Source organism: Mesosutterella porci, assembly GCF_022134585.1.
Classification (GTDB): Bacteria; Pseudomonadota; Gammaproteobacteria; order Burkholderiales; family Burkholderiaceae_F; genus Mesosutterella; species Mesosutterella porci.
This window is the reverse complement of record NZ_JAKNCT010000004.1, coordinates 37,649-62,339: the sequence shown is the minus strand read 5'-3', so window position 1 is coordinate 62,339 and position 24,691 is coordinate 37,649. Positions and strand designations below refer to the sequence as shown.

Annotated in this window: 17 protein-coding genes; 7 read left to right on the top strand and 10 right to left on the bottom strand. The window is 64.6% G+C overall.

What is annotated here, in order from left to right:
- Positions 1–173: 173 nt before the first annotated feature.
- Positions 174–6,494 (bottom strand): autotransporter outer membrane beta-barrel domain-containing protein, encoded by a 6,321-nt coding sequence (locus MAF45_RS04050; RefSeq protein ID WP_237978273.1) that lies wholly within the window; start codon positions 6,492–6,494, stop codon positions 174–176.
- A 507-nt stretch (positions 6,495–7,001) separates the two neighbouring features.
- On the opposite strand from MAF45_RS04050, the gene MAF45_RS04045 reads away from it, so the two are divergent.
- The 4 genes from MAF45_RS04045 (at position 7,002) to MAF45_RS04030 (ending at position 10,126) form a co-directional block, all read left to right on the top strand.
- On the top strand, positions 7,002–7,250 hold the full coding sequence (locus MAF45_RS04045) for a hypothetical protein (protein ID WP_237978272.1): 249 nt from the start codon (positions 7,002–7,004) through the stop codon (positions 7,248–7,250).
- Between the two features lie 219 nt (positions 7,251–7,469).
- Positions 7,470–8,273 (top strand): MerR family transcriptional regulator, encoded by an 804-nt coding sequence (locus MAF45_RS04040; RefSeq protein WP_237978271.1) that lies wholly within the window; start codon positions 7,470–7,472, stop codon positions 8,271–8,273.
- Between the two features lie 121 nt (positions 8,274–8,394).
- Entirely contained in the window at positions 8,395–9,810 is a 1,416-nt protein-coding gene (locus MAF45_RS04035; RefSeq protein ID WP_237978270.1) for an FAD-dependent oxidoreductase, read from the top strand.
- A 1-nt stretch (position 9,811) separates the two neighbouring features.
- Entirely contained in the window at positions 9,812–10,126 is a 315-nt protein-coding gene (locus MAF45_RS04030) for a cytochrome c3 family protein (protein ID WP_237978269.1), read from the top strand.
- 155 nt (positions 10,127–10,281) lie between these two features.
- On the opposite strand, the gene MAF45_RS04025 is transcribed toward MAF45_RS04030, so the two are convergent.
- The 5 genes from MAF45_RS04025 to MAF45_RS04005 form a co-directional block, all read right to left on the bottom strand.
- Complete coding sequence (locus tag MAF45_RS04025; protein ID WP_237978402.1) at positions 10,282–10,605, bottom strand: integration host factor subunit beta; 324 nt, start codon at positions 10,603–10,605, stop codon at positions 10,282–10,284.
- A 271-nt stretch (positions 10,606–10,876) separates the two neighbouring features.
- Entirely contained in the window at positions 10,877–12,682 is a 1,806-nt protein-coding gene (locus tag MAF45_RS04020; protein ID WP_237978268.1) for an FAD-dependent oxidoreductase, read from the bottom strand.
- 183 nt (positions 12,683–12,865) lie between these two features.
- Complete coding sequence (locus tag MAF45_RS04015) at positions 12,866–13,144, bottom strand: hypothetical protein (RefSeq protein WP_237978267.1); 279 nt, start codon at positions 13,142–13,144, stop codon at positions 12,866–12,868.
- Between the two features lie 501 nt (positions 13,145–13,645).
- A complete protein-coding gene (locus MAF45_RS04010) occupies positions 13,646–14,320 on the bottom strand; it encodes a response regulator transcription factor (RefSeq protein WP_237978266.1) in 675 nt (224 codons plus the stop codon).
- Positions 14,321–14,323: 3 nt separating this feature from the next.
- On the bottom strand, positions 14,324–16,138 hold the full coding sequence (locus MAF45_RS04005) for a sensor histidine kinase (RefSeq protein WP_237978265.1): 1,815 nt from the start codon (positions 16,136–16,138) through the stop codon (positions 14,324–14,326).
- 412 nt (positions 16,139–16,550) lie between these two features.
- Here MAF45_RS04005 and MAF45_RS04000 point away from each other — a divergent pair, with 412 nt between their 5' ends.
- The 3 genes from MAF45_RS04000 to MAF45_RS03990 all read left to right on the top strand — a co-directional run bounded on the left by MAF45_RS04000 (position 16,551) and on the right by MAF45_RS03990 (position 19,463).
- Entirely contained in the window at positions 16,551–18,224 is a 1,674-nt protein-coding gene (locus MAF45_RS04000; protein ID WP_237978264.1) for a carbon starvation CstA family protein, read from the top strand.
- Between the two features lie 487 nt (positions 18,225–18,711).
- Positions 18,712–19,047 carry a phosphonate C-P lyase system protein PhnH gene (locus MAF45_RS03995; protein WP_283206999.1) on the top strand — a complete coding sequence of 112 codons (336 nt, stop codon included), beginning with the start codon at positions 18,712–18,714 and terminating at the stop codon, positions 19,045–19,047.
- A gap of 35 nt (positions 19,048–19,082) precedes the next feature.
- Positions 19,083–19,463 (top strand): hypothetical protein, encoded by a 381-nt coding sequence (locus tag MAF45_RS03990; protein ID WP_237978262.1) that lies wholly within the window; start codon positions 19,083–19,085, stop codon positions 19,461–19,463.
- A 372-nt stretch (positions 19,464–19,835) separates the two neighbouring features.
- On the opposite strand, the gene MAF45_RS03985 is transcribed toward MAF45_RS03990, so the two are convergent.
- The 4 genes from MAF45_RS03985 to MAF45_RS03970 all read right to left on the bottom strand — a co-directional run bounded on the left by MAF45_RS03985 (position 19,836) and on the right by MAF45_RS03970 (position 24,680).
- Positions 19,836–21,068: a DUF401 family protein gene (locus MAF45_RS03985; RefSeq protein WP_237978261.1), complete on the bottom strand. Its 1,233-nt coding sequence runs from the start codon at positions 21,066–21,068 to the stop codon at positions 19,836–19,838.
- 18 nt (positions 21,069–21,086) lie between these two features.
- Positions 21,087–21,965, bottom strand: a complete 879-nt coding sequence (locus MAF45_RS03980) for an ADP-ribosylglycohydrolase family protein (protein WP_237978260.1) — start codon at positions 21,963–21,965, stop codon at positions 21,087–21,089.
- Positions 21,966–22,099: 134 nt separating this feature from the next.
- The gene (locus MAF45_RS03975; RefSeq protein WP_237978259.1) at positions 22,100–23,050 is read right to left on the bottom strand and encodes a hypothetical protein; all 951 of its coding nucleotides are present in this window, start codon (positions 23,048–23,050) and stop codon (positions 22,100–22,102) included.
- 358 nt (positions 23,051–23,408) lie between these two features.
- Positions 23,409–24,680, bottom strand: a complete 1,272-nt coding sequence (locus MAF45_RS03970) for a M20/M25/M40 family metallo-hydrolase (protein WP_237978258.1) — start codon at positions 24,678–24,680, stop codon at positions 23,409–23,411.
- Between the last annotated feature and the right edge of the window lie 11 nt (positions 24,681–24,691).

Genomic DNA, 24,691 nt, shown 5'->3' with positions numbered 1-24,691 from the left:
AAGGTTCGGGCAAAAGCGAAAGGCCCCGCAGGGGGCCTTTTTCCGTCCTCGGGCCTGCCGGAGGGAAGCTGATTCCGGCGTCTCCTTTTTCAGCTCCGGGCCTTCGGGCTGTCCGAAGGAGCTGGGCCCGGCCTTTGACGGCTTTCCGGCCCCGGCCTCTCCCCTTTGCGCTTTTAGAAGTTCCAGCGCAGGCCCGCGTCCCAGGCCCACTTGCGCTCGTAGTTTCCGCCCGAGCCGCGGTCGAAGTCCATGTAGAGCTGAAGGTTCTTCTGCAGCTTCACGGTGAGCCCCGCGCCGTACTCGAGCCACCCCGCGTCGTAGTCCTCGGTGAGGTGCAGCCTCTCGCCGCCGCTTCTCATCGTGACCGAGCCGTTGCCGGACCAGTCGCGGTTCCAGGCGGCCTTTGCGAAGAACTGCACCCGGTCGGACTCGTAGCCCGCGCGCAGCCCCGCGCGCAGCCACAGCGAATTGACGCGGTCGAAGTTCATGCTGATGCCGCCCGTGTCCCTGCCGCTGTCGCCGCTTAAGGTGCTGGCCACCACCTTCACGCCCGGCTCCACGAACCAGCCCGGCCTCACAGGAAGCTTCCAGCCGTACTCGGCGCCGATCGACCAGCCGAGGCTGCCCGCGTCTCCGCTGTGGCGCACGCCCTGCGAGAGGTAGTGGTACTTGGTGTCGATGTTCTCGAACTTGAGCGAGAGGTCGAGATGCTGGCCGTCCTCGCGCACGAACGTGTCGTAGAGGCCGACCCCGAGCGCGAAGCTGTCGCCGCGGCCCGCCGCGTAGGAGGAGTTGCCGTCCATGAACGAGATCGCGGCGCCCGCGTAGTGCCTGCCGTGCTCGGTCTTCGCGGTGAAGAAGTCGACGCCGCCCTCGAACTCGGTGTAGTCGCCGCTGTACTTGAACGCGCCGCCGACGCCCCAGCGGGCGCCCTTCGCGCGGGCCCAGGCGGCGTGGACGCCGTCGGGCGCGACCGTCTCATGCACGTCGCCCAGCCGCCGGAAGAGCGTGTCCATGTCGTTTCGCCAGAGGTTGTAGGCGGTGCCGGCCACGCCCATGAGGCTCGAGGGCGCGGGGAGGTAGCGGCCGTTGTCGTCCCTGGGCGACTGGCTCACGGTCTTCAGGTAGACGTCGGTGCCGTAGGACGGATCGGTGCTCGCGCGCTCGTCAAGCGTGAGCCTGTAGACATAGAGGTCGGTCTGTTGGCGGGGGTTCGCGAGCGTGAAGGACCCTGATTCGGTGCCAAGCCGTGCGAGCACCGTGCCTTCCATCGCGGCGGTGTAGTGCGAGGGGCCAGCGCCGCGCGAGAGTTCGACCGCGGTGGTGCCGGTGTGCTCGTTCCGGACGTAGACGATGTCGTTGCCGGTGTTCGAGCCGTAGTCGACGTCAAGAGCGAGGACCGTAGGATCGTCCTTCCAGTGCCCGATCGTGAGCGTGTCGCCGATGCGGCCGTTCGCCAGCGTCACGACGGCGTTGTGCGAGATGAGGGTGCGGACCGAGGAGCCGCCTTCGGGGCGCCACACCGCGCCGTCCTTCAGCGTGATGTCGAGGCCCGAGCCCGCGCCTTCGGTGCGGGTGACCGCCCCCTCGTCATAGGCCCGGCCTTCTATAAGCGAGCCGGAGCCTTCGGCAAAGAGCGCGACCGAGCTCGAGAGGTCGCTCATGAGGCCGCCCCTGATGACGGAGCGGGTGCCTTCGGCGCCGACTCTGATCGTGCCGCCGGAGAGCGCCCGCGCGGCGTACCCGGTGGAGCCGGCCTCAAGCACGGCCTGCTTTCCGGAGGCGATGATCGCGCCGCCCTCGGCCTTGAGTTCGCCCCGGGCTCCGAGGGCTTCCGCGTCCCGGGCTCCGAGGGTCACCGCGCTCCCCTTCAGGGCTTCGGCGGCCAGGCCGCTCGAGCCGGCTTCAATCGAGACCGTCTTTGCGGCGGCCCGCAGGAACCCCTGGTTTTCGGCCTTGAGTCCGCCCTTCGCATAGAAGAGGCTGCTCGTGTCCGAGCCGAATTCGACGCTGCTTCCCGTCAGCGCCTCGGCGGCGAAGTGAGTCTCATCGGTGAAGAGGGCGATCGTGTCTCCCCGTCCGGTGAGGGTGGAGCCGTTTTCCGCCTTCAGCTCGCCCCTGGCGCAGAGGGTGGAATTTTCGCCTCCCGCTCCCAGGGTGACGGTGCTCGCGTTCAGAGCCTCGGCGGCGTAATGGGTCTTGTCGGTTTCAATGAAAACGTTCTTTGCATTCACTGAAACCAGGCTTCCCTGATTAATATGCAGAGGGTTGTCGGCCTTTATTTCGCCCTTCGCCTTGAATTCCTGGGCGGAATCGCTGCCCAGCGTGATCCGGGCCGAGTTGAGCGCTTCGGCGGCATAGCCGGTGGTGGTTGTGGCGAGCTGCATCGTCTCGGTGCCGTTCGCGGCGATGGAGGCGCTGCCGGTGCTGCCGTAAATGCCGCTGCTGACGACAAAGGCCCCGGCCTTGAGCTCGCCCTGCGCGTAGAACTTCCTGGTGCTCTCGTCACCGAGCGCGATCCGCCCGTAGGGCAGGGCTTCGGCCGCGTAATCCGGATGATCGCTCTCCGCCAGGGCCGAAACGGCGATTTCCCCGCCTGCGAGGGCGGTGATGCTGGATTCGTAATCGGAGTATGCGCCGTGGTCAGCGCCCGCCCTCATTTCGCCCAGGGCGGTGATCTTCTCGGTCGAGGCCGTCCCCAGCGAGACCGCGCCGCGGTTCAGGGCTTCGACCGAATAGCCGGTGGAGCCGGCGGCCACGCCGATCTCTTTGGCGTTCACCGTGACAGCGGTGTCCCTCACGTCGCTCAGCCTGCGGGGAGACTCATAGGCGGCCTTGATTTCGCCTTGTGCCTGGAAGAGCCCGGTGCTCTCCGAGCCAATCCTGATGGTTCCGGCCTCGGAGGCGTAGGCCGCATAGCTGCGGCCGTTGCTGTCCACCGCAATCTGAGTGCCTTTGAGCTCGATGCGGGTGTTCTCTGCGACCTCGCCGGACCGGCGGTTCCAGCCATGGGCCCAGACTTCCCCGTTGATCAGCGTCGTGGTCGTCGCCGCCGCGCCGCCTGAGCCCCGCTCAAGCCCGACCGAGAGGGCCGCGCCCGGCTGCGCCTCGAGCGCCGTCTTGCCGGAGGCGGCGTCGATCAGGACCTGGCTGCCGCGGATAATGGTCCTCTGATTCCCGGGGTTTCCCTCCCAGCCGATCACGCCGCCGTAGATTTCAACCTCCCTGGTCGAGTCCGTGCCGATGAGGAGGTCGGTCGCCGCATTCACAACGACATTTTCATTTTTGCGCAGGCGCTCGTTGCCGCTCAGCTTCCCGGCTGCGGCCTCGGTGCCGTAGATCGAGGCGTCGGCATCGTAAATGGCGATCGTGCTGCCCTTGATTTCAAGCCCGGTGCCGGTGTTGGCCTCGCCCCGCTTCAGGAGGACGCGGCCTTCGATCGTGACCGCCGATCCCTCGTCGCCGATCACCGCGTGGCTGCCCGCCGTGTCTGCCACCCCGATCACAATGGCGTCGTGCGGCACCTCGCCGTTCACGAGGCCCTGGCTCTCCCCGTTGTAGTCCGTGGTGGTGTTGTAGCGGCTGTTGTCCATCGGCAGCCGCGTCGTCGCGGACGTGTCGACAATGGCGATGCGGCCGCCGTGGATGTCAATCCCGATGCCGCTGGCATAGTTGTTGACGATGCTGCCCCTGATCAGGGTGTCCGCGGTCGCCTCTTCGCTGCCGATCCTGATGTCGCCGTAGTGGTCGTTCGCGAACACGGCCATGAGACCTGCGTTCAGAACTTCAATGTTTTTTCCGAACAGGGCATACGAGGAGCGCCTGCTGCTGCCGTAGTTATAGCCGGAGCTTTGCTTGGTGATGGCGCCGATGAACCTGAGCCTGTCGGTGTCGTCGCTGCCGATCCGCACCGTGCTCTGTCCGGTGGCGTCCGTGAGGGTGGTGTTGTACTTCCACCAGCTGCCCTCATACCGTTCCGTGGAATAAAAGTCGTTGTTCCAGCCGTTCACCAGGATGTTTTTGGCGTCAATGCTGACGGAAAGCGGGTTCAAAAGAATAATGCCCCCGTTGATGGCGATGCTTTCCGTGGCTGCAGCGGCGGAGCCGCCGCTGCAGCTGGCCGCGTGTCCGATCTGCAGGCGGTCTTCCTGGGGCTGCGCGGTGCTGTCGACGAGGATGGCGGCATAGTAGTTCGGATCGCTGTGGCTCGCGAAGTCCGAATGGTCCGCGGCGCTCTGGTTTTCAATGGCGTCCGCGTCGCCGTTGGAATTGAGCGTGATGCGGCTGCCGTCAAAAGTGATCGTGGACGCGCCGTCCCTGGAGAAATCGTTGAAGACGACCCGCCCGTTGATGGTCACCTCGGCCCCGGAGCTGCCGAAAACCGGGCGTCCGTCCCTGTCGCCGCTGCCGTTGATCCAGTGGATGGCGGCGGAATTCTGGAAGCGGCCTGAGCTGTCGATGTTCCTTTCGTTCTCGCTTCTGCTTACCGTGAGGCTGCGGCGGGCATTCAGGGCGAGGCCCCCGGCCTCGTTCACCGCAATGCCCTGGCTGATGAGGATGTTGTCCGCGGTCACAGTAAGGCCCTTGTTCTGGCGGACTTCGAGCGAATGGGTGTTATCGGAATAGCCTGAAGTTCTGCCGCTTAAGGCGAAGGTCGAGCCCTCGCCGGTGAGGGTGATGGCGTTCTCCTCAAAGCCCTCAAGCGGACTGCTGTCGGTGTCAAGAAGGAGCGAGTTGAAGGAAACGTCGCCCGAGGCCTGCACGGAGAGGGCGGCGTGCGCCTGGACATCGACGTCGCCCGCGCTGATGTTTCTGCCCTTTAAGGTCAGGCTGTAGCCGTACTGTGTGCGGCCGCTGTCGTTTTCGGCGCCCTGAATGAAGATGGAGTCCCGGTAGCTGCCCTTGACAAATCTGATGTCGCCGCCCGCTTCAATGGTGCCGGAGCCCCGGCTGTGCGCATAAAAGGCGCTGTCTCTTGTGGGGGTGACCGTGACGTTTCCGCCCGCCTTCAGAAGAAGCGTATTGTCCCGGTCGTCATAGCCGCTCGATTCCGTGAAAACCGAGCCGTCCAGGCTGATGTTTGCGCCGGCCCCGATTTCGACCCGGTTGGCGCCGTAGCTGTAAAGCCCGGCGTCCCGGCTGTGTTTTGATTTGATCGAAACATCCCCGGCCGCCTTCATATAAATCCCAAGATGGTCGGTACGTGCCCTCGTGGAGGTGTTTTCAGCGAAAAGGCTGCCGTTCAGCGTGATGTTGTTGCCCGAGACATAGTAAAACGCGTTCTGCCGGGCGTAGAGGGCGTAGGGGGTGTAATCGGAGTCGGAGCTGCCGAATCGGACGTCACCGCTTGCCTCGATCAGCGCCTCGGCCTGATCGGCGTCCAGCCCGAAGTCTTGCCGAACGCTGTCGATCGCCGACAGGGGCGACGCGGATGAACCGTCAGAAATCACCTTGGCTGTGCCGGCGCGGCGGTCATTTTGCAGCGTGAAGGGAGTGTTGAAGGTGATGTCGCCTTCGCCCTCTGCCGTGGACCTGGTCTTGAAGGAATAAACGCCGTCGCCATAGACCTGCATCAGGCTGTCGACCTCTATGCCTTTGTAAGCGTCAAGGCTGAGGCCTTTCTTCCGGTTCAGGCTCAAGCTGTTGCTTTCAGCATTGACGCCGTATTTGACCGTGATGGCGCCGGACTCGCTCGAGGCCTCAAGGTTTGTATTGATGCCGTTCAGATACACGCGGCCCTGAAGGCCGATGTCGCCCGATGACTGGAAGCTCGCGTTCGAAGACCCGGCCGCCCCGATGTATTTCAGATCGTCCTGAAGGAGAACGTCGCCGGAAACGGTGAGGCTTCGGACGCGGCCGCCGGCCGATCCGATATGGAGCTCTGACTGGGACACGGAGATGTGGCCCGTATTCACGCTGTCGGTCTCTTTGCCGCCAATCGCCGTCACGCCGCCGGTCTGGTAAATCTCCTTCATTTGGATCTGCCGGCCCAGAACCGTGACGCTGGGATCCTGTCCGCCATCGCTCTTGGAGAAAAGGTTCCCTTCGAAAGTGGTCCGGGTGGTGGAGGAGTCGCCCAGGGAGAGAGTGGAGCCGCTCGCGCTCACCTGCTTTTGGAACGTAATGCTCCCGCCGTGGACCGTGACCGTTCCCCCGGCGCTCGAATTGATGGAGCCGAGCCCTCCCTCGCCCTTCACCACCACCGTTCCCGTTCCGGTTTCCGCCCCGACCACGACGTTCTTTTCACCCCATTCGCCGCCGTCGCCCCAGGCGGCCACGTACTGGTTCACCGTGATGTCGCCGGTCACGCCGGTCGTGTTCCGGGTCCAGTTGTTGACGAAATCAACCGTGAGGGAGTCGGCCGAAGCCCCGAGGGAGCAGGCCGCGAGCAGCGCGGCGGCCGTCGCGGTCTCGATCCGCGAGGGTCTCAGGGCCGGGGTCGTCCGGCGGGATGTTCTTGAAGTAGACAGTTGATTTATAGAATATTTTTTCATTTTAGAAGACCGAGAGCAGAACGAAGGGCCGGGAAAAGATGTCTAATGAAAATATTTTTTTACATTTGTAAAGAATTATAGGCGCCGGTAACCCGAGAACAATTAGACAAAAGGCGCAAAGCTATAAGAATCAACGCATAAACAGCCGGATGGCCCGTTCTTCCGGCGGCGTTTCCCCAGGGGTTCGGACAGAGGCCCCGAGGGGACGGACGCGAAGCGAGGGCGCGGCCCGGGGCGTATTTGACGACATTGATGCGTTCTTGGAAGGTGAGGCGTTTGACCACGGAAGACACTCTTTTTGAATATTACGGAGTGTCTTAACTTTTTGGGTCAGTCTAGTCCGGGGCTTTTTCTCTCCTGACCGGCCGCCGCCCGCCTCCGGCAGGCCTTTAAAAATTTTTTAAAACAGCGTTAATTTTTGAAAAGACGCTGGCGGGAATCCCGCCGCCGGGAGCAAACTGTCTGAACGAGCAGGGATTTCCAGTTGGCTCGTATAGGGAGAAATCGATGAAACGTCGTGCACTTCTTGCAGCTTTCGCGGCGCTGCCGATCATTGCGGCGCAGGCAAAGGACAAGGGCCCGAAGCCTCCCGAAGGACCGAAGCCTGAGGGCCCGGACAAGGGACCCCGTCCTCCGGAACCCCCCAAGGGCGGCCCGAAGCCTCCGAAAAAGGGCGACCGCAGGCCTCCGAAAAAAGAGGACAGGAAGCCCCCGAAGAAGGGACCGGACAAAAAGCCCGAAGGCCCGCGTCCCTGAACTCCAAAAATTGAGAGAACCTTGATTTGATGCCGCCGCCCTTTAAAGTGCGGCGGTTTTTTAGGCCCTCAGCGAAGCGGAGCCGGACCCGGCCGCAGAGAGAATCAGGGAGGCTTCGGCCGCCCCTCCCCCCTTTGAGCGTTGACCGCCCCGGGCGCCATGCCCGACAATGGAGCGCACGGCGTTTCCTTTTTTCTCTCCGGTCTTTCGCCTCTCCTCATGCAGACAGTCAAGCAAATCGCCTCGGCGCTCGGCGTCGGCCCCGACGTCATCCGATACTATACGGACATCGGGCTGCTGCGCCCCGCGGTGGGCGCGCAAAACGGCTACCGCTACTACGACCCGCACGATGCGCTGCGCACGGCCGACGCCCGGGTGATGAGAAGCCTCGGGTTTCCGCTCGCGCGGGTGAAGGTGCTCTCGGGCGCCCCCTGCGCCGAGCAGCTCGCGGCGCTCAAGGACCGGGAAAAGGATGTGGAAGAGCAGCTCCGGGAGCTCTCCCTGCGGCTCGAGCGGCTGCGTGAGGTGGAGTCTTTCCTCGCCAGGAGCGCGCTTTGCACCGGGACGGTCGAAGACGTCGCCCGGCCCCCGATCCACAGCCTCTACACCTACGGGCGGGAGAAGGACTACAGGGCGGCAAGGCGCCTGGCCGCGGCCTGGATGAAGCACCTTCCCTACACCCACATTTCGGTGAAGGTTCCCCGCGAAGAGCTCAACGACCCGGGCTTTGGGGGCCCCTATTCGGTGGAGCTCGGGGTGGGGGCGACCGATGGGTTTGCAAAAAGGCTGGGGCTGGACCTGAGCCCTCCGGTTGAGTCGATCCCCGCGGGGCGCTTTCTGATCGAGTACCTCAGAACCCCGGACATTCTGTCGATTTCGCCCGCAGATCTCGCCCCGATGCTGTCGCTGTCGCGGCGGCTCCGGCGGCCTTTCCTGAACCACTCCTCGGGCAGGCTCCTCGCGATCGAAGACGGCCCGCAGGGGCCCGTCTACTCCATCCTGATCCGCGCGAGGATCGGCTGATCCCCGTCCCCTTGCCTGATCTCCTTGACCTCGGTGCCGCCCCCGGGTTTAGGGTGTGCCTGAACGTAAGGCCTGGAAGAAAGGCTTCCGGACCCTTGAGAAAGGAAAAAAGGAGAAACACATGGCAGAAAAAGCAGTTTCCAGAAGAACGGTGCTTCGGGCCGGCGCGGCCCTGGCGCTTTCGGCTCCGGTCCTGCCCGCCTTCGCGCGGACGCAGCCGCGCTTTGACGTCATCGTAGCGGGCTCGGGCGCCGGGGGCTTTGCCGCGGCGATCCGGGCCGCGGAGAACGGCGCCCGGGTGCTGCTGCTCGAGGCGAACAGCTGGGTGGGCGGCGCCTCGCGGGTTTCGACCGGAATCTTCGGCTGCGCCGGGCACCCGATACAGAAAAAACTGGGCTTCACGGCGACGGCCGAGGATCTCTATAAAAACTACATCGGCGTCGCCGCGGCCACCCGCACGAAGGCGAAACCCGAGGCGGCGCGGATCCTTGCCGACGGCGCGGTGCCCGCGGCCGACTGGCTCGCATCGCTCGGGGTCGAGTGGTCGACGAAGAAGGCCCAGAAGTTTTTCTTAAACATTAAGGAAGGCCACAGGCTGGGAGAGCTCCTGATCGATTCGCTCGAACGACGCGCGAGGGCGCTGGGGGTGGAGATCCGCACCCGGCACCGGGCTGAGCGCCTTCTCGTGAAGGACGGCCGGATCGCGGGAGTGCGCTGCCGGACTACGGAGGGATCCAAGGCCTTTCCAGCTCGCGCTGTGGTGCTTGCGACTGGCGGCTTCGAGGCGAATCCCCGCATGATTGACCTTTACATCGGGCACGGCTGGGGCAAGGCGGGCATTTACTGCACCCCGGCCGACCGAGGCGACGGCCAGAGGATGGCTGAAGAGGCCGGGGCGGGACTCGCCGACATGGAGGTTTTCAAGGCGAACCCCACCATCCACGAGTACAAGGGCAACCGCTACAACCTGCGCTCCGTCATCCGCCAGGGCGCGATCGCGGTGAACGGCGAAGGGCGGCGCTTCATGAACGAGACGGGGAGCTACTACGAGTCGCACCGCATCTGGGCACTGCCGCAGAAACAGGCCTGGGTGCTCTTTGGGGATCCGGCGCTCGAGGCCGACCCGAGGCTAAAAAAGCTCGTGGCCGCGGGCGACATCCTGCGCTCCGAGACGCTGTCGGGGCTCGCCCGTGCGATCGGGGCGGAGGAGAGCACGCTCGAGGTGACGCTGCGGCGCTACGAGGCGATGCGGAAATTCGGGCGCGACGAGGACTTCGGGCGCGGGAACCTGAAGGAGGCTTTTGGCGGCGCGTGGTACGCGGCGCGCATCCAGCCCATGATCCAGGGGACATTTGGAGGCGTGATGACCAATGTGCGCACGCAGGCCCTCACGCCCGAAGGGCGGGTGTTCCCCGGCCTTTATGCCGTCGGGGAATGCGCAGCCGCGGGGCTGAGGGGGCTCAACCCCCAGACGGCCAACGCCGTTTTCGGATCCATCGCCGGGCGCGAGGCCGCGGCTTACAGCAGGGAGGCGTGATATGAAAAAGACTGCCGCAGTTTTGATTCTCGGACTCTTCTGCGCCGCGGCTTTCGCTTCCGACCTCGCCGCAGTGCATCAGAAAGCGGGTGTGCGGCTCAAGGCCGAGCCCACTGAGCAGCAGTGCCTCTCCTGCCACGGCTCTTACGAGTCGCTGGGCGAGAAGACCGCCGCGCTTTCTCCCAACCCCCACCGCAGCCACATGGGGCGCGTGCAGTGCAACGCATGCCATGCCTGGAAGGGCAGGTCCCGGCTCATGTGCCAGGACTGCCACAATTTCCCCGAGCTTGAGGCCGCCTTAAGGCGCGGGCGCTGACCGCACACCGGGCTCCTCTTCCTCTGAAAGGAGGGAGGGGCAGCGCGGTCCATGGGCAAAAAAGAGCTCCGAAGGCCGTTGCATCGGCTTTTCGGAGCTTTTTGCTGCCGGCCGGCCCATTCCGCCCGGTCAAGGACGGACAGGCCACGCGCTTTTCAGGCGGATTTTTTCTGCGATAGGTTCGGCACGCCGTTTTGCGCCGCGCGGTTCACGTTGTCCTTCATGTCCTTGCCGGGCTTGAAGTGGACGGCGAACTTGGCGGGCACCTCCACGGACTCGCCCGTTCTCGGGTTGCGGCCGAGACGGGACGGGCGCAGGTTGAGGTCAAAGGCACCAAAACCGCGGATCTCGATGCGGCGACCGGAAGTGAGGCTGTCTGTCATTGCCTTGAGCAGCATCCGGACGGCTTCATCAGTGTCTTTTTCAGAAAGGCCAGGAATGCGGTTGTTGATGGCCTTGATCAGATCGGAACGGGTTATGCCTGCCATTTTTTAATTCTTTTCAAATGTTTTGCGATAGAGGACAAAATCTTATCAGACTTCGCAGAGGGTGGAGCCCGAAAGCGGGTCATTTTGCTTAAATTGAAACAAATCAGGCCCCTGCAGATTCCAGAGGCCGCCTCCAGCACGGGGGAAAGAAAAAAAGCTCCGGCCCGCCCGAAAGGCGGAGCCGGAGTCCTTGGAAAGCAGGGCGCTTCGCGGCGGGGCCCCGGCCTTTTTGGGGGAAAGGGGCCCCGGAGCGGACCGCTCCTTACTTGATCGACTTCACGGCTGAATCGGCGGCAACAGCTCCGGAGATGATCGCCCAGGAGTTCATCATGGCGGTCATGGAGTCGGCGCCGTTCGCACCGCCCACAACGCAGCCCGCGCCGTAGAGGTGGCCGATCGGCTTGCCGTTCTTCCTGAGGATCTGCATGTTGGCGTCAGCCTTCAGGCCGCCCAGCGTCGTGCAGAAGCGGACCTTCTGCTCGACGATGTACCAGGGTCCCTCGGTGAGCGGCTTCAGGGTCTTGCGGCCGAAGTCCTTGTCGGAGCCCGCCTTGACGAAGCCGTTCCAGCGGTCCACGGTCTTCTGCAGCCCGGCCGGATTAATGCCCATCTTCTTTGCGGCTTCGGCCAGATTCATGGAGGTGGCCATCACCGGGCGGCCGTTGTTCACGATCTTCGCCCACTTGTTGAGGTCATCCTCGGAAGCGACGAGTTTGTCCTCGAGGGACTTCGCGACGTACTGCTTCCAGGCGGCCTTGTCCATCACAATGTACATGATGGAGTTCTTCTGAGCCTTGGTCGCATCGGTGAGAATCCCGAGGCCCTTCATCTCGTCGACGAAGCGCTTGCCGTCGGTGTTCACGTAGATGGCGCCCGACTTCTTGATCGTGTCGGTCGAGGAGGCGGTGGCGGCCAGGCCGTGGTGCGGCGTGGTCTCAACGCCCTGCGGGTACTGCTTCACGAGGTCGAGGTTGATCGTCGCGGCCCCGATCGCACGGCCCATCTTCAGGCCGTCGCCGCTGTCGGAGTCAAGACCGTAGAAGAGGCCCTTCTTCACGTCCTTCGGCAGCAGGGCGCGGTTGGCGCCGTAGCCGCCCGAGGCGAGAATAACCGCCTTCGTGTTGAAGATCTTGTAGCTGCCGTCGGCGAGGCGCGCCTTCACGCCCGTCACGTTGCCCTTCTTGTCGGTGATGAACTTCTCGGCGCGCGTGTCGGTCATGATCTTGCCGCCGTTCTTCTCGAAGATGCCGCTCATGAGGTGCAGGAAGTTCACCGAGCGGCCCTTCACGCCCAGCTGACGGTTGGCGGAGTGATCCGGGTACTGGGTCGCGGCCGGTCCGTACGGGATCTTGAGGTCGTCGATCAGCCAGTCGACCACGCGGCCCGCGTTTTCAGTCGTCATCTTGACGAGCACCGGGTCGTTGCGGTACTTGCCCACCTTCATAATGTCCTTGTAGGCGAGCTGCGGGCTGTCCTTCGTCTCCTTCATGACTTCGCGCTGGTAGCGAGAGCCGGTCGCGATAAGGGTGCCCGCGTTGAGCTGCGTGTCGCCGCCGATCTGAGGCATCTTCTCGATGAGGATCGTCTTCTTGCCCTGGGTGGCGGAGCGCACGGCCGCGGTGATGCCCGAGGCGCCGCCGCCGATCACGAGAATGTCGGTCGCGACGGTCTCAGTGCCCTTCTTGCCGGCCTTCTTCACAGGCACGACCGCCTTGAAGTCGGCGGGGTTGCCGCCTGCGGCCTTGATCGCGTTGTTCACGGCCTCAAGGATGCCCTTCGAGGTAAGGGTGGCGCCCGAGACGGTGCTCACCTTCGTGGAGTTGGCGGCCACGATCTCGCCCGGGAGCTTCTTGAGCGCCGGGTCGGAGACGCCAGCGGTCTCGGTCTGCTTGGTGATCTTCACTTCGGTGATCTTGCCGGCCTTGAAGGTGACCGCAGCGGTCACGGGGCCGCCGCGGCCCGCGCCGGTGCCCTCGAAGGTGCCGTCCTTCACGGCGGCGCCCGCGGACACGCTGAGGAACGCGGCTACGGCCGCTGCAGTGACGGTGAGTGCGAATTTCCTGCTCATTTTCTCCCTCCTGGAGAGGGCGCACCATGCGCCCCTTCTTTTCTAACACAATATGGTTAGTTATTTTTGCAGAGAGAAGCGCAGGTGTCTTTATACGTACGTATAAGGTCTATATCCAATCCCTGAAGTTTGTTTGGTAGGTTGGCAAAGCACTCTATTTATTTAAAAACATAAAATTAGGTTTTAAATTTCCATTTGTTTGACTCGTATCCACAGTTCTCTCGTGAGGAAGCCTTTCCCCCCGCGCGCGGATATCCGCGGGAGAAGTTTCCGCCTTTTTTCAAGGTTAAGGAGAATGATGATGAGATCCAGCCGCAGACCCGCTTTTCCCGAGGTCTTTGCCATACTGTTCGGCGTGTTTGGAACCGCCGCATTTTTCTCTTCTCCTTGTTTTGCCGAGGATGTGCCGGCATTTTCCAGAGCGGTGGGCGGCGAGACGAAGGAAATCAGCGGCGACGTCATCACAGCCACCGGCACGTATACGAGCGGTACCGCTGCCGTGGAGGGCAGATCGATCCTCTTAATGCGAATGTCAGAAACGACACGAGCTTCAGCGCAGGCTCGCCCAGTGCGCGGGCTATTAAAGATCGCAGCACGGTTTCCGTTCCCACGGCCAAGGGGGAAACCGCGATCAGGCTGCCCAGATACTCCGCGCGATTTGTGCCAGCAACGGCAGAGTCACCGTCGAGGCAGAAACAGGCGGCAACGCTATCCCGGGCGGTTGCCAGGATACGGAATATACGATTTGGGCTGAAAACAACGGCGAAGTCACCGTCAGGAATGAAGCCGGAAACAACATCCTGAGCCCGGGCGGCATCCGTCTGGATAAAAACAGCACGGTCGAACTTACGGCCGTTTCAGGCAGCAACAGACCGACAACCGGCGGCGCACCTGAAAACGCGAGCCGGGCTGCACGTGGCGTTCTGAGGCCGCTCTGTAGGGGCTCGGGGGTTTTCTGCTTCTTCAGGAGGAGTCCCCGCCGCCCACGTCTTCCGGAAGAACCTGCAGCGTGATGAGCGGGTTCTTCTTTTCATCTGCACCTGCGGAATCAAGCAGCGAGCGGATTTCCACGGCCGAGCGGAGGGCGAGCTTCGCGTAGATGTTGGAGCGGTGGATCTTGATGTTCTGCTCCGACACCCCGAGCCGATCGGCGACCGCCTTGTTGGGCAGCCCCGTGGCGACAAGCTGCGCCACCTCGCGCTCGCGCGGCGAGAGCTTCGCGAGAAGTTGCTTCGCGCGCGCCCTTTCCCGGGCCTTCTCGCGCGAGGTCGCGTCCCAGTCGACGAGAGTGCGGCAGGCCTCGACCAGTTTTTCAGCCGGCACGGGCTTCTGGAGGAAATCCGCGGCCCCGCGCTTCAGGGCCATTACGGCCATATGGATGTCGCCGTGCCCGGAGAGGAAAAGCACGGGGAGCCTGATTCCGCGCGCATTCATCTCCTCCTGGCACTGCAGGCCGCTCATGCCGCCCATGCGGATGTCGAGCACCACGCAGCCGGGCCGCTCGTGGTCGTCCTTCTCGAGGAAGTCCTCCGCGGACTCGAACTCCCGCGTGTCGAACCCCGCGAGCTGAAGGACGAAGGCCTGGGCTTTGCGAAGCTGCGGCTCGTCGTCCACGAGCCGGATGAGAGGCGAGAGCATGGCTTAATTCTCCTTGTCTTCTGCGGGTACGAGGGGCAGCGTGAGGGTCGCGACGAGCCCGGGGCCGGGCGCGGCGCGCCGAAACTGCACGGAACCGCCGTGCGACTCCATGATCCGGCGCACGATCGTGAGCCCGAGCCCCAGCCCGTCGCGCTTCAGGCTGCGGGTGGGACGAGCGAGCCCCGCGATGAGCTTGTCGGAGACCGGCGGCCCGTAGTCCCGGACGCTGATCCGGACGTGCGGCGGTTCGCACTCGAGCCCGATGTCCAGGCGCCGGGCGGCTTCGGGCAGCGTCCCCATGCAGGCCGCGCCGTTTTTAAGCAGGTTCACGATCGCGAGTTCGAGCTCGAGCGGCTCGACCAGCACTTCCGGCGAGGCGGCTCCGGCCGGGCTTCGATAGAGCCTGCGGATCGAGACGCCGCTTGAGGTCGTGCTATGGCTGAAGGTGCGCAGCGCCCGCTCGATGAGCCCCGCGGCGGCCATCCGGTGCCGCGGATGGGTGTCGGCCTTCGCGTAGCTCCTCACCCGCTCGACGATGTCGGAGACGCGCTGCGCCTCCGAGACGATCTCGTCGGCTGTCTGGTTCACGACAGGATCCTCCGTCCCCTTTTTCCGGAAATACATCCGCAGCCCGCCCGCATAGGTCATGAGGGTTGCCAGGGGCTGGCGCACCTCGTGCACGAGCAGCGACGACATTTCGGAGACCACGCCCGCGCGCTCCATGTGCGAGAGCCGCTCTCGGGCCTCGCGGGCCTGCCGGTCGCTTTCGGTCTTCTCGTCGATCGCGGCCTGGAGCTCGCGCGTTCGGCGCCGCACGAGCTCGTTCGCCCGAAGCGTGTGGAAGATGAGAAAGCCCGCCGCGGCAAGCAGCGCGAATACCACGCTCTTGTACTGCTCCCAGAGCACCTTCCAGTTGGTTTCGCGCAGGTAGCTGTAGGGACCGATCTTCAGGGTCTTGTAGAGCTTGTCGACCGGGTGGAAGTCGTTTGCGATCCCCCAGCTGTAGCCCCGCCGGGTGGGCGGCATGGTGAGTGCGGCCACCATCAGGGTCTTCACCGCTCCGGGGGTGAGCCGCGGCGTCGCCCCGAAGACGGTGTCGGGGAAAAGCGCGCTCGTGCTGCGGCAGGGGTAGCCCGTGATCGGCTGGGGTTCGAGCACGCGGAAAGCGCCCTTTCTGACGCGCCCTTCGGCCTCGAGCCGCTCGAGGCTGCAGGAGGGGAGCACCGCGGCGTCGGCCTGGCCCGAGGAGAGCCGCTCAAGCAGCGGAGGCTCCTCGTAGTTGGCGACGACCGCCCGGCTCTCGATCGGCCCGAAGTCGACCCCGCGTTCGGCGAGCACCCCCTGGAAGGCGATCCAGGTGGTGAAGCGCTCGGGGTCGTTCACCGCGACCCGGCTCTCCTTCAGGTCTTCGATCGAGCGCACGGGCGAGCGATCGGGCACCACCACGGTCATGCCCACCGCGTGGCATGGATCGCTGATGTGCGGCGCGAGCCTGGTGGCGACCTGCATGATGTGGTAGCGGATGTGCAGGAACGTGAAGATGCCGCTGTCGGCGAAGAAAAGGTCGGCGCGGCCCTGCTTGATCGCTTCGATCAGCTGCGCGCTCGAGTAATCCGTGCGCCTGAACTCGGTCCCCGGGAATCGTTTTTTGAGATACGCGATGGTGGGCTCGTAGGACTCGAGGAAGAATTCCGGGTCGAGCGAAGCCTGAACCGCCACCCGCACCACGGGGGGAAGTTCCTGCGAATAGACGGCCTGTGCCGCGCACAGGGCGCAGAGCGGGGCGGCGAGGCATTGAAGGAGGCGGGAGAAGTTCATGGACTTAAAAAACGCTCCGGAACCTGAAGTTTAAAGCGCGGCGGCGTTTCTGTATACATCTCAGCGCCGAAGCCGACCAGGCGGTCCTCGCGGGGGCTCGGGGTGGCTTGCAGCGCGGTCTCCCCCTCCCGCAAAAAAACGGCCCCGCGCCGGGGATATAAGATTTAAGTATTTGTAAAATAAATAAAATAAATAGAATAAATGCAGAAGCTTAGTGAGTTCAGCTTAAGGGAAAAATCCATGGCCTTCGGCAACCCGGATATCAGATAAAAATATATATTTTTCTGCAATGGGATTCTTCTTGGTCTGATTCCTCAAAGAAGGAGCGCCCCCCGGGCCCCGCGCTTTAAGGGGGAGAAGAGCTCCCACGGTTTTACAAGACTTCAAACACTTTTCTTAGAGAGACAACACAATGAACGGCGTAACCGTCATGCTGATCGCCTTTGCGGCGCTCGGCTTCGGGTATTTCGTATACTCGAAATGGCTGGAGAAAGTCTGGGGCATCGACCCCAAGGCCCTCACCCCGGCCGTAAGAAACAAGGGCGGGGACTTCGCCCCGGCCTCCAAGTGGACCGTCGCGGCCCATCAGTTCACCTCGATCACGGGCGCGGGCCCGGTGACCGGTCCGATCATCGCGGCAATGTTCGGCTGGCTGCCGGCGCTGCTGTGGATGCTGGTGGGCTGCGTCTTCTTCGGCGCGGTCCACGACTTCGGAGCGCTCTACGCCTCGGTCAAGAACAACGGCAAGTCGATCGGCTCGGTGATCGAGGACTACGTGGGACACACCGGCAAGCAGCTCTTCCTGCTTTTCTGCTGGCTGTTCTCGCTGCTCGTGCTCGCGGCGTTCTGCGACATGGTGGCCGCGACCTTCAACGGCTTTTCCAAGACCGGCGCTCCGCTCATGCCCAACGCCGCCGCGGCCTCGATCTCCATGATCTACATGGTGGGCGCGATCATCTTCGGCCTTTTCATGAAGTACGTGAAGCCCTCATCCGGACTGCAGTTCGTGGTGGGCGTCGCGCTCATGGTCGTGATGGTGGCCCTCGGCATCGAGTTCCCGATCTACGCCTCGGCTGACACCTGGCGCTACGTGACCTTCGTCTACCTCTTCGCGGCCGCGGTCTGCCCGATGTGGATTCTGAAGCAGCCGCGCGACTACCTGTCGTCCTTCCTGCTGCTCGGCATGATCCTCTGCGGCGTGCTCGGCGTCTTCGTGAAGAATCCGACTCTCAACATGCCGGCCGTCACGGGCTTCACCGTGCACAACCTGGACCTCTTCCCGATCCTCTTTGTGACGATCGCCTGCGGCGCGGTCTCGGGCTTCCACTCGCTCGTTTCCTCGGGCACTTCCTCCAAGATGATCAGCAACGAGCGCGACATGCGCTTCGTGGGCTACGGCTCGATGTGCTGCGAGACGGTGCTCGGCGTGGTCGCCCTCATCGTGGTGTGCGCCGCCGCGAGCAACGGCCACCTGCCCGCCGGCACTCCCTTCCAGACCTTCTCAGGCTCCGTCGCGGGCTTCCTTGAGCAGATCTTCGGCGTGCCCAACGACATCGCCGCCTGCATCCTGACGATGTGCGTGTCCGCCCTCGCCCTCACCACGGTCGACGCCGTGGCCCGCATCGGCCGCATGTCGATGCAGGAGTTCTTCACCCCCGCCCCGGGCAAGGAAAAGACCCTCGTGCAGAAAATCGGCACGAACGTCGTTTTCTCCACCGTGGCGACCCTGGTGGGCGGCTTCCTGCTCTGCCTCGCGGGCTACATGTCCGTCTGGCCGCTCTTTGGCTCGGCCAACCAGCTGCTCTCCGCGCTGGTGCTCACCGGTCTTGCCGTGTTCCTCAAGGCGACCGGCCGCAAGGGCTGGATGCTCTACATCCCGATGACCTTCATGTTCATCGTCACGATGACTGCGCTTTTCGAGGCGGTGTTCCGCATCTTCGGCCAGATTGCGAACGGCACCTTCGTGTTCATGGTGGGCGGTCTGCAGCTCATCGTCGCCGCGGCGCTGATCGTGCTCGCGTTCCTCGTGGTCTATCACTGCGTGGGCAAGCTGCGCGAGCCTGCGCCGGCGACGGCGAAAAACTGACCCGGGGCGTCCCGCCCGGCAAGGGGCGGGACAGCTCTCCTTTTCACTCCCAAGCCCCGGTGCGTCCGGGGAGGGGAGGATCCCAGGCGGAGCCTCGCGCTCCGCTTTTTTTGGCTTCGGGAACCTTCTGGAGAAAGCGGGCCCGCACGGGGCGCGGGCCGCCTTCAGGGATCCGCCGTGAGCCGGATCCTTTTCCCCGCGATCGGCTCGAGCAGCGCTTCGAGGCCGAAACGGCGGCTACCAGGGTGGACTTTCAGAGCGTGTCCGGGATCCGCCATGACTGAGCGGACGGTTCTTCGCGGAGCAGCGCTTTCCGAGCAACGGGCCTTCCGCTGCCTGCTGCTCGCCCTTTCCTATCCGGAAAGGCCGGCTGCGGCGCCCGCCGATGAGTTTTTCCTTGGCTCCTGCGCGCTCGCGCTCTCGGGCGGCCTGGGGCTCGTCTGCCTAATGGGGGAGTGCGACGCGTCCCTGCGGGGCCCCCTGGGGGCTGCTCCGGAGCGCGCAGGCTCAGGAGGCCGACGTGGTTCTCGCGCCTGCGAGGTTCGGCCCGGTCGAGCGGACCCTCAAGCGCGGCACGGAGCTCGATCCGGACCTTTCGGCCCGGCTCGTGCTGCTTAACGGCGGCTGCGCCCCGGGCGAAGAGGTGCGGCTCACGGGTCCGGGCGTGCGCGGCAGCCTGGCCGTGTCGATCCCGGGGGCGGACCGCGCGTTCTGGGAGGCCCGCGGGGAGGCCATCCTCTGCGTGTCTCATGAAAGAAATCCTTCGGACATTCCGTTCGACCGGATTGTCCGTCTGGGTCCAGCGCCGGTTTCCGCCTGCTGATTCCGCGCTTTTTTAACTTTATGGAGTTTTAACTCATGAACCGCATCACTGTGACTGGAAAAGGGCAAAGCCTCATCTTCACGTTCGAGGAGATCCTCAAGTACTTCGGCTCGGGAAAGATCTCGGGCTGCGTCGTCGGGGTGAGCCACGGGCTCATCTCCATGCAGCTCGCCTTTCCGATGCTCGACGCGGGCCGCCCCCTCGAGCGGCGCGAGGTGAGCGTCCGCACGGCCTTCCCCGGAGCGGGAGCCCGCGACGCGCTTGAGATGGTGACGCGCTGCTTTACCGACGGCCGCGTCGTGGTCGACAAGAACATGCCGGAGGCGAAGGACGCGGTCGAGAGCCCCAGGGGACGCTACTACTTTGAGTACAGCTACCGCGGCCGCACAATCGCCTGCAGCGTGAAGCCGGGCTGAGTGAAGCCGGAATTCATCGCCCTCGCCCGGCTGAAGAACCGCACCCCGGAGCAGGAGTCGGCGCTGGACTTTCGATGAATTTCCTCTGTCCCTGATGCTGACAGGCCCGGGGGCGCTCGGTGATCAGCGTACAGATGTTTGATTATCTGCGTTATGAATTTGTTCCGGTGATTGCGGCAGTTTCCCTGGGCCGATATGGCCATTGCCGCCGTGGTCATGCTGATAATCGAAAAATCAATTGGCCTGAAGGCAATTTAGGGCGGGAAGAGAAAATCATAAATAGTGAATGCCGCCTTACGGCAGCAAAGGATGAGACTGGCGGGACGGTTAAAGCGATAAAGCACGGCGCGCCGAACTTTGAATCCCGCTCAATCACCAAAGAAGTTGCAGCAGGCAGGCTCCCGCGATGTAGCAGAGCAGGTACAGCGCGCTGCAGCGGGCAAGCAGCGGCAGCGTCTTCAGGTAGTCCGCCCTGAAGTAGTCGAGCGTCACCGTAAGGCACATGTGCGTGGGCGTGAGCATGATGCCCGCAAGCCCGCAGGAGAGGATCACGCCGGCGAGCTCGAGGCTGCCCTGCGGGACGAGGGCGGCGGCCAGCGGCATCACGATTCCAACGTAGCCCGGGGTCATGCCTACGACCGCCCCGAGCACGAAGGCCGCGGCGCCAAGCAGCACCGGCGCGGGCATCGGCGCGGAGAGGATCGCGGCCGCAAGCTGCTCGAGCGCTCCGGACTCGCCCGCGAGTTCCACGAACAGAAGTATGGCGAAGGTGTTGAGAAGCAGAGGCCACTCGAAGGTGTTCTTCAGGATTGAGCGCAGGTCGACAGGCTTGCCGAAGGCAAGGAGAACGGGGATCATGCCTCCGGCAACAAGGCCGATCGAGCGCCCCGCGCCCAGGTTCGTCGCGAACATCAGCACAAAGCTCGCAGCGATGGGGAGCACAGCGAGAAACACCTCCCTGGCGGCTTCGAGCCCGGAGCCGGACGGGGCCCCGGAGGACCGCGCCCGGGCCTTGACCGAGCGCAGCAGCACGAGCCATCCGGCCGCCGCAAAGACCGCTCCGGTCCACAGCAGGCTCGCGATCAGCTCTCCGATGTCCACCCGGGCGATGGAGGCGGCGAGAATGACGCCCGGGGCGATCGGCCTCAGGTTTTCAAAGATGTGCCGGAACCAAAAGTTCACGGCGGACTTCTGCTCGGCCGAGAGGCCCAGCCCCTGCGAGGCCTCCTCGACGATGGGGGCGGAAAACCGCGCTCCGCCCACCGAGGGGAGGAGCCCGAGGAAGGCCGGCATCAGAAAAAGAGTCGCCTTGGGCGAGTGGAAGGTTTTCTCCAGTGCCGCGACCATGCCCCGGATCGACTGCGCGCCTTTTAATTCAGACTCGATCGCCATGACGGCAAGAAGCGCGCCCATCAGGTCCCAGGTGCGCGGCGAGAGCGCCGTCTTTTCAAGCGAGGCGGCGAGTACCCCTGGGTCCCTCGACGTGAAGGCCCAGATGAGAAGCCCGCCCGAGAGCGTGGCGGCTCCGACCGGGACCTTCCTGCGGATGAGCCAGACGATGAGCAGGACGGCAAGTCCCATCACCAGCGCGATGCTTTCGCTCATGGCTGCGGCCTCCCTTTATCAGGTCTGGGCGGCTGCGGGGCCGTCTTTTTCCCGGGCGGGGGCTGAAAGGCCTCCGGGCTTTGTCGCCGCGACGCGGTCGAGGATCGAAAGCAGAGGCTGCGGGAGCCTGCTGCGGGCCGCTTCGCGGACCGGCCCGGGCACGCCCCAGTAGGCCTCGGCGAGGCTCCCCGCGATGGCGGCCTGGGTGTCGGTGTCCCCGCCGAAGGAGATCGCGCGCCGCAGCGCATCCTCGAAGCTGTCCGAAGAGAGAAAGCTCATGAAGGCGATGGGCAGTGTGTCCATGCAGGTGGCGGAGGGCCGGGCCGAGGCCCTGAAGGCCTCGAAGGATCCGGAAAGATCGTAGCCGTAGCGCTCGGTGATATAGGATCGGATGTCCTCAGCCGAAGCGCCGGTTCTCGCGAGGAAAATGCCCGAGGCCGCGGCGCAGGCTCCGCGGATGCCCTCCGGGTGGTTATGGGTCACGGCGGCGGCGATCTCCGCGAAGCGTTCAGTCTGCGGCAGACTGTCGAAAAACCAGCCAGCGGGGGAGACCCGCATCGCCGAGCCGTTGCCAAAGCTGTTGTAGGGCCGGGGGTCCTCGGAGCGCAGCCACAGCTTGAAGCGCACGCCGTAACCCGCATTCGGGTAGAGGAGCGCGAGACGGCGGATCGAGGCGATGAGCGCGGAGGGCGTCTTCTGCGGATCGCCTCCGCCTTCGATCAGGCCTTCGGCCACGGCGAGCGTGAGCACCGTGTCATCGGTGAAGCGAGAGGCGGGTGCAAAAAGCGGCCCGGCGTACGAGTTGATCGTCCGGGGAGCGCGGCAGTGCTCGTAGGGGCTGCCCGCGATGTCGCCCGCGATCGCGCCGTACAGGAAGCCATGGCTGAAGTCTTTCATAAGAGCGCTCTCCAGAAAGGAGCCGGTCCCTTTTGACGCGGGCGGATAGCCGCGGCGGAGCGGCCCGCCGCGTCCGGGGAAACAGTGGCGTCCGAAAAAGAAGGATAGCACCGCCCGGACGGCCCCGAAGTTTTTCAGCGGCGCAGCGCCTCCTCGGCCCAGAGCGTGCGCCGGGCGGCCTCTTCGGGCAGCCCATCCAGATCCCCGAGGAGGGGCTTCAGGCGGCTGGGGATGAAGCGGCGGAAGACAAGGGCGCTGCCCCCCGGAGAATACCAGGCTCCCGCCTGCGTGAAGGGGGCGGCCGCATCCATTGCAAGGCGGTTCAGATCAAGGGCCGCCTGCCAGGCGAGGGCTTCGGAGGGCTGCCTCGCGGGCAGCTGCAGCTCGATGGCGAGCCCGGGCCCCAGGGCCGCGTGGCGAGAGGCCCGAAGCGTGAGCCGCGTTCCCGCTCCCCCGGGGCCGGAGAGCTTCCCCTCGAGCCCGGAATCTGTGACGGAGGGCTCCTTCAGGGCGGCGGCCCAGTCCGAGGCCCACCGCCTGAAATCCCCGGCGTTCCAGGCCGGCTCGGAGGCGTCCGCGCTCCCGCGGCCGGTGAGGGAGGCGACAAAGCCCGTGAAGAGTGCCTTCGGGGCTTCGAGCGCTGCTTCCTTCACGGCTGCCCCTGCTGCCTCGCTCCAGCGCCCGATCCGGATGCGGCTGCCGACCCGCAGCTCGCCGCTGCCCGCGCAGTAGAGCGCGCCGCAGGAAGCGAAAGCGTTGATCGCGTTTTCGGTGCGCGGGTTGAAGGGGAAGCGCTTCCTCACGAGGGAGGGGACGCCCGAGGTGACGACGAGGTCCGAGGCTTCGGCCTGTCCGGGGCCGGTCTTCGCGGCGCGCGCCGTGAGGAGGACTTCGCTCGAGGGCGTGACAAGCTTCAGGCTCGCCTCGTCCTCGTAGGAGGCAAAGACCCCGGGCTCGTCAATGAACAGCAGCGCGACGCGCGCGAGCGACAGCCCGCAGGCCTCGTGCGCCCCGCTCTGGAGATCCTCGGCGAGCTGCTCGGCCGTGAGCCCGCGCTCTCTCTTTTTAAAAAGCCAGTCCAGCATGGCATCCTCAAGGAAAAAGCGGAGGGCGCAGCCCCTGAGGCTTGCGCCCGTGTGGGGCGAGCATAGCCCAAAAGAGAGCGCCCTGCGCCTTCTGCCGCCCTTACGTCAGGACATATGGAGCTGCCTAAAAAATAGGCATGCTGGTTTAGCCCTTAGAAACAATGGGGATTTTTGTCGCGAAACCCGCTATTATTCACAGATTCTGTGGAAATGTGGCCCCAAGGTTACAGCAAAATTTTGTAATGCAGGAAAAATGGCAGCGCCCGCCGCTCGCAAGGGAGCTCTTGTCGCCTGCGGCGGCGCCGGGAGGGCCTGGGGAGCGGGGGCGGACAAGCCCCCTTTTCTGTGGAAGCATCGGTCAGACCCTGAGGTCGAGCGGGGCGAGCTCTCCCTCGACTCCGGCCAGCGCGAGCAGGAGCAGCAGAGAACGCTGTTCGCACACCCACACTCCCCGCGGGTCGAACCATTCGGCGAGCGTGTGCGTGCCGAACTCCTCACCGCCCCGCGAGAGCGTGACGGCGGGAATGCCGCGGGCAATTGCGATGTTGCCGTTCGTGCAGCCGCCGGGCAGAAGCCGGGGCTGGACGCCCGCGGCGAGCGAGGCCGCCCTGGCGGCCTGCACGATGCGCGAGGACTCGGGCTGGGAGCCGGCCGGGATGTCGAGGATTTTCCTGCACGACATCCGGATCCGGCCGGGAGTTTCCCAGCGGGCGTTTTCCTCATCGGCTCCGGCCTGAAAGAGCTCCTGCATCCTCTGGTTCAGCCGCTCGAGGACCGTTGCGCTGTTTGAGCGGGCGTTCACCTTGAAGGAGGCGCGGGAGGCGATGCCGTGAATCGCCTGGCCGCCTTCGATCAGCGTGACCGAAAGCACGGTCTTAGGTTCGGCGGGGAGCTCCAGGTCCGCGAGCTTTGCGGCCGCCCGGGCCGCGGCGTGCACGGCGCTCGGCTCTCCCCATGCTGTCCAGACATGGCCGCCCGGGCCCTCGTAGTCGACCTGCCAGTCGACCATCCCGGTCGCGTTGGCGTAGAAGGTACCGCGGCTGCCGCCGTCGATCGAGATCGAGGCGAGCAGCTTCGTGCGCGCGGGCAGGTCCTCGCCGAGCAGCCGCTTCATGCCGTCCATCGCGCCCAGGCCTTCCTCGCACACGGTCCCGGCGAACACGAGGTCGTGGTGGGGGCGGATCCCGCAGGCGCGCAGCGCCTTGAGCACCGCGAGGTTCGCGGCGAGAGCGCGCGTGTCGTCGCAGATGCCCGGGCAGTGGATCCGGCCTTCGGCGTCCACGAAGAGGCCCTTCACGTCGCCAAAGGAAAAGACCGTGTCGAGGTGCCCCTCGAGAAGCACCGAAGAGCCGGTGCGGCCCCCGCCGCGCACAAAGCCGAAGACGTTGCCGCTCGGAGCAGTCTCGACCTCTTCAAGCCCCGCGCCGCGGAGCAGCTCCGCGTACCGGGCGGCCTTCTTCTGCTCGTGGCGCGAGGGCGCCTCGATGAGCGCGAGTTCCTTTTGCACTTCGATCGTCTCGGGGAGCCTTTCGCGCACGAGCCGCAGGGCCTCCTTCACGGCGGGCAGGGTCTTGAGCGCCTCAAAGGCGCGGGCGACCTCCGGGCCGACAGCTGTTTTTTCTTCGTTCACGGTTTTCTCCT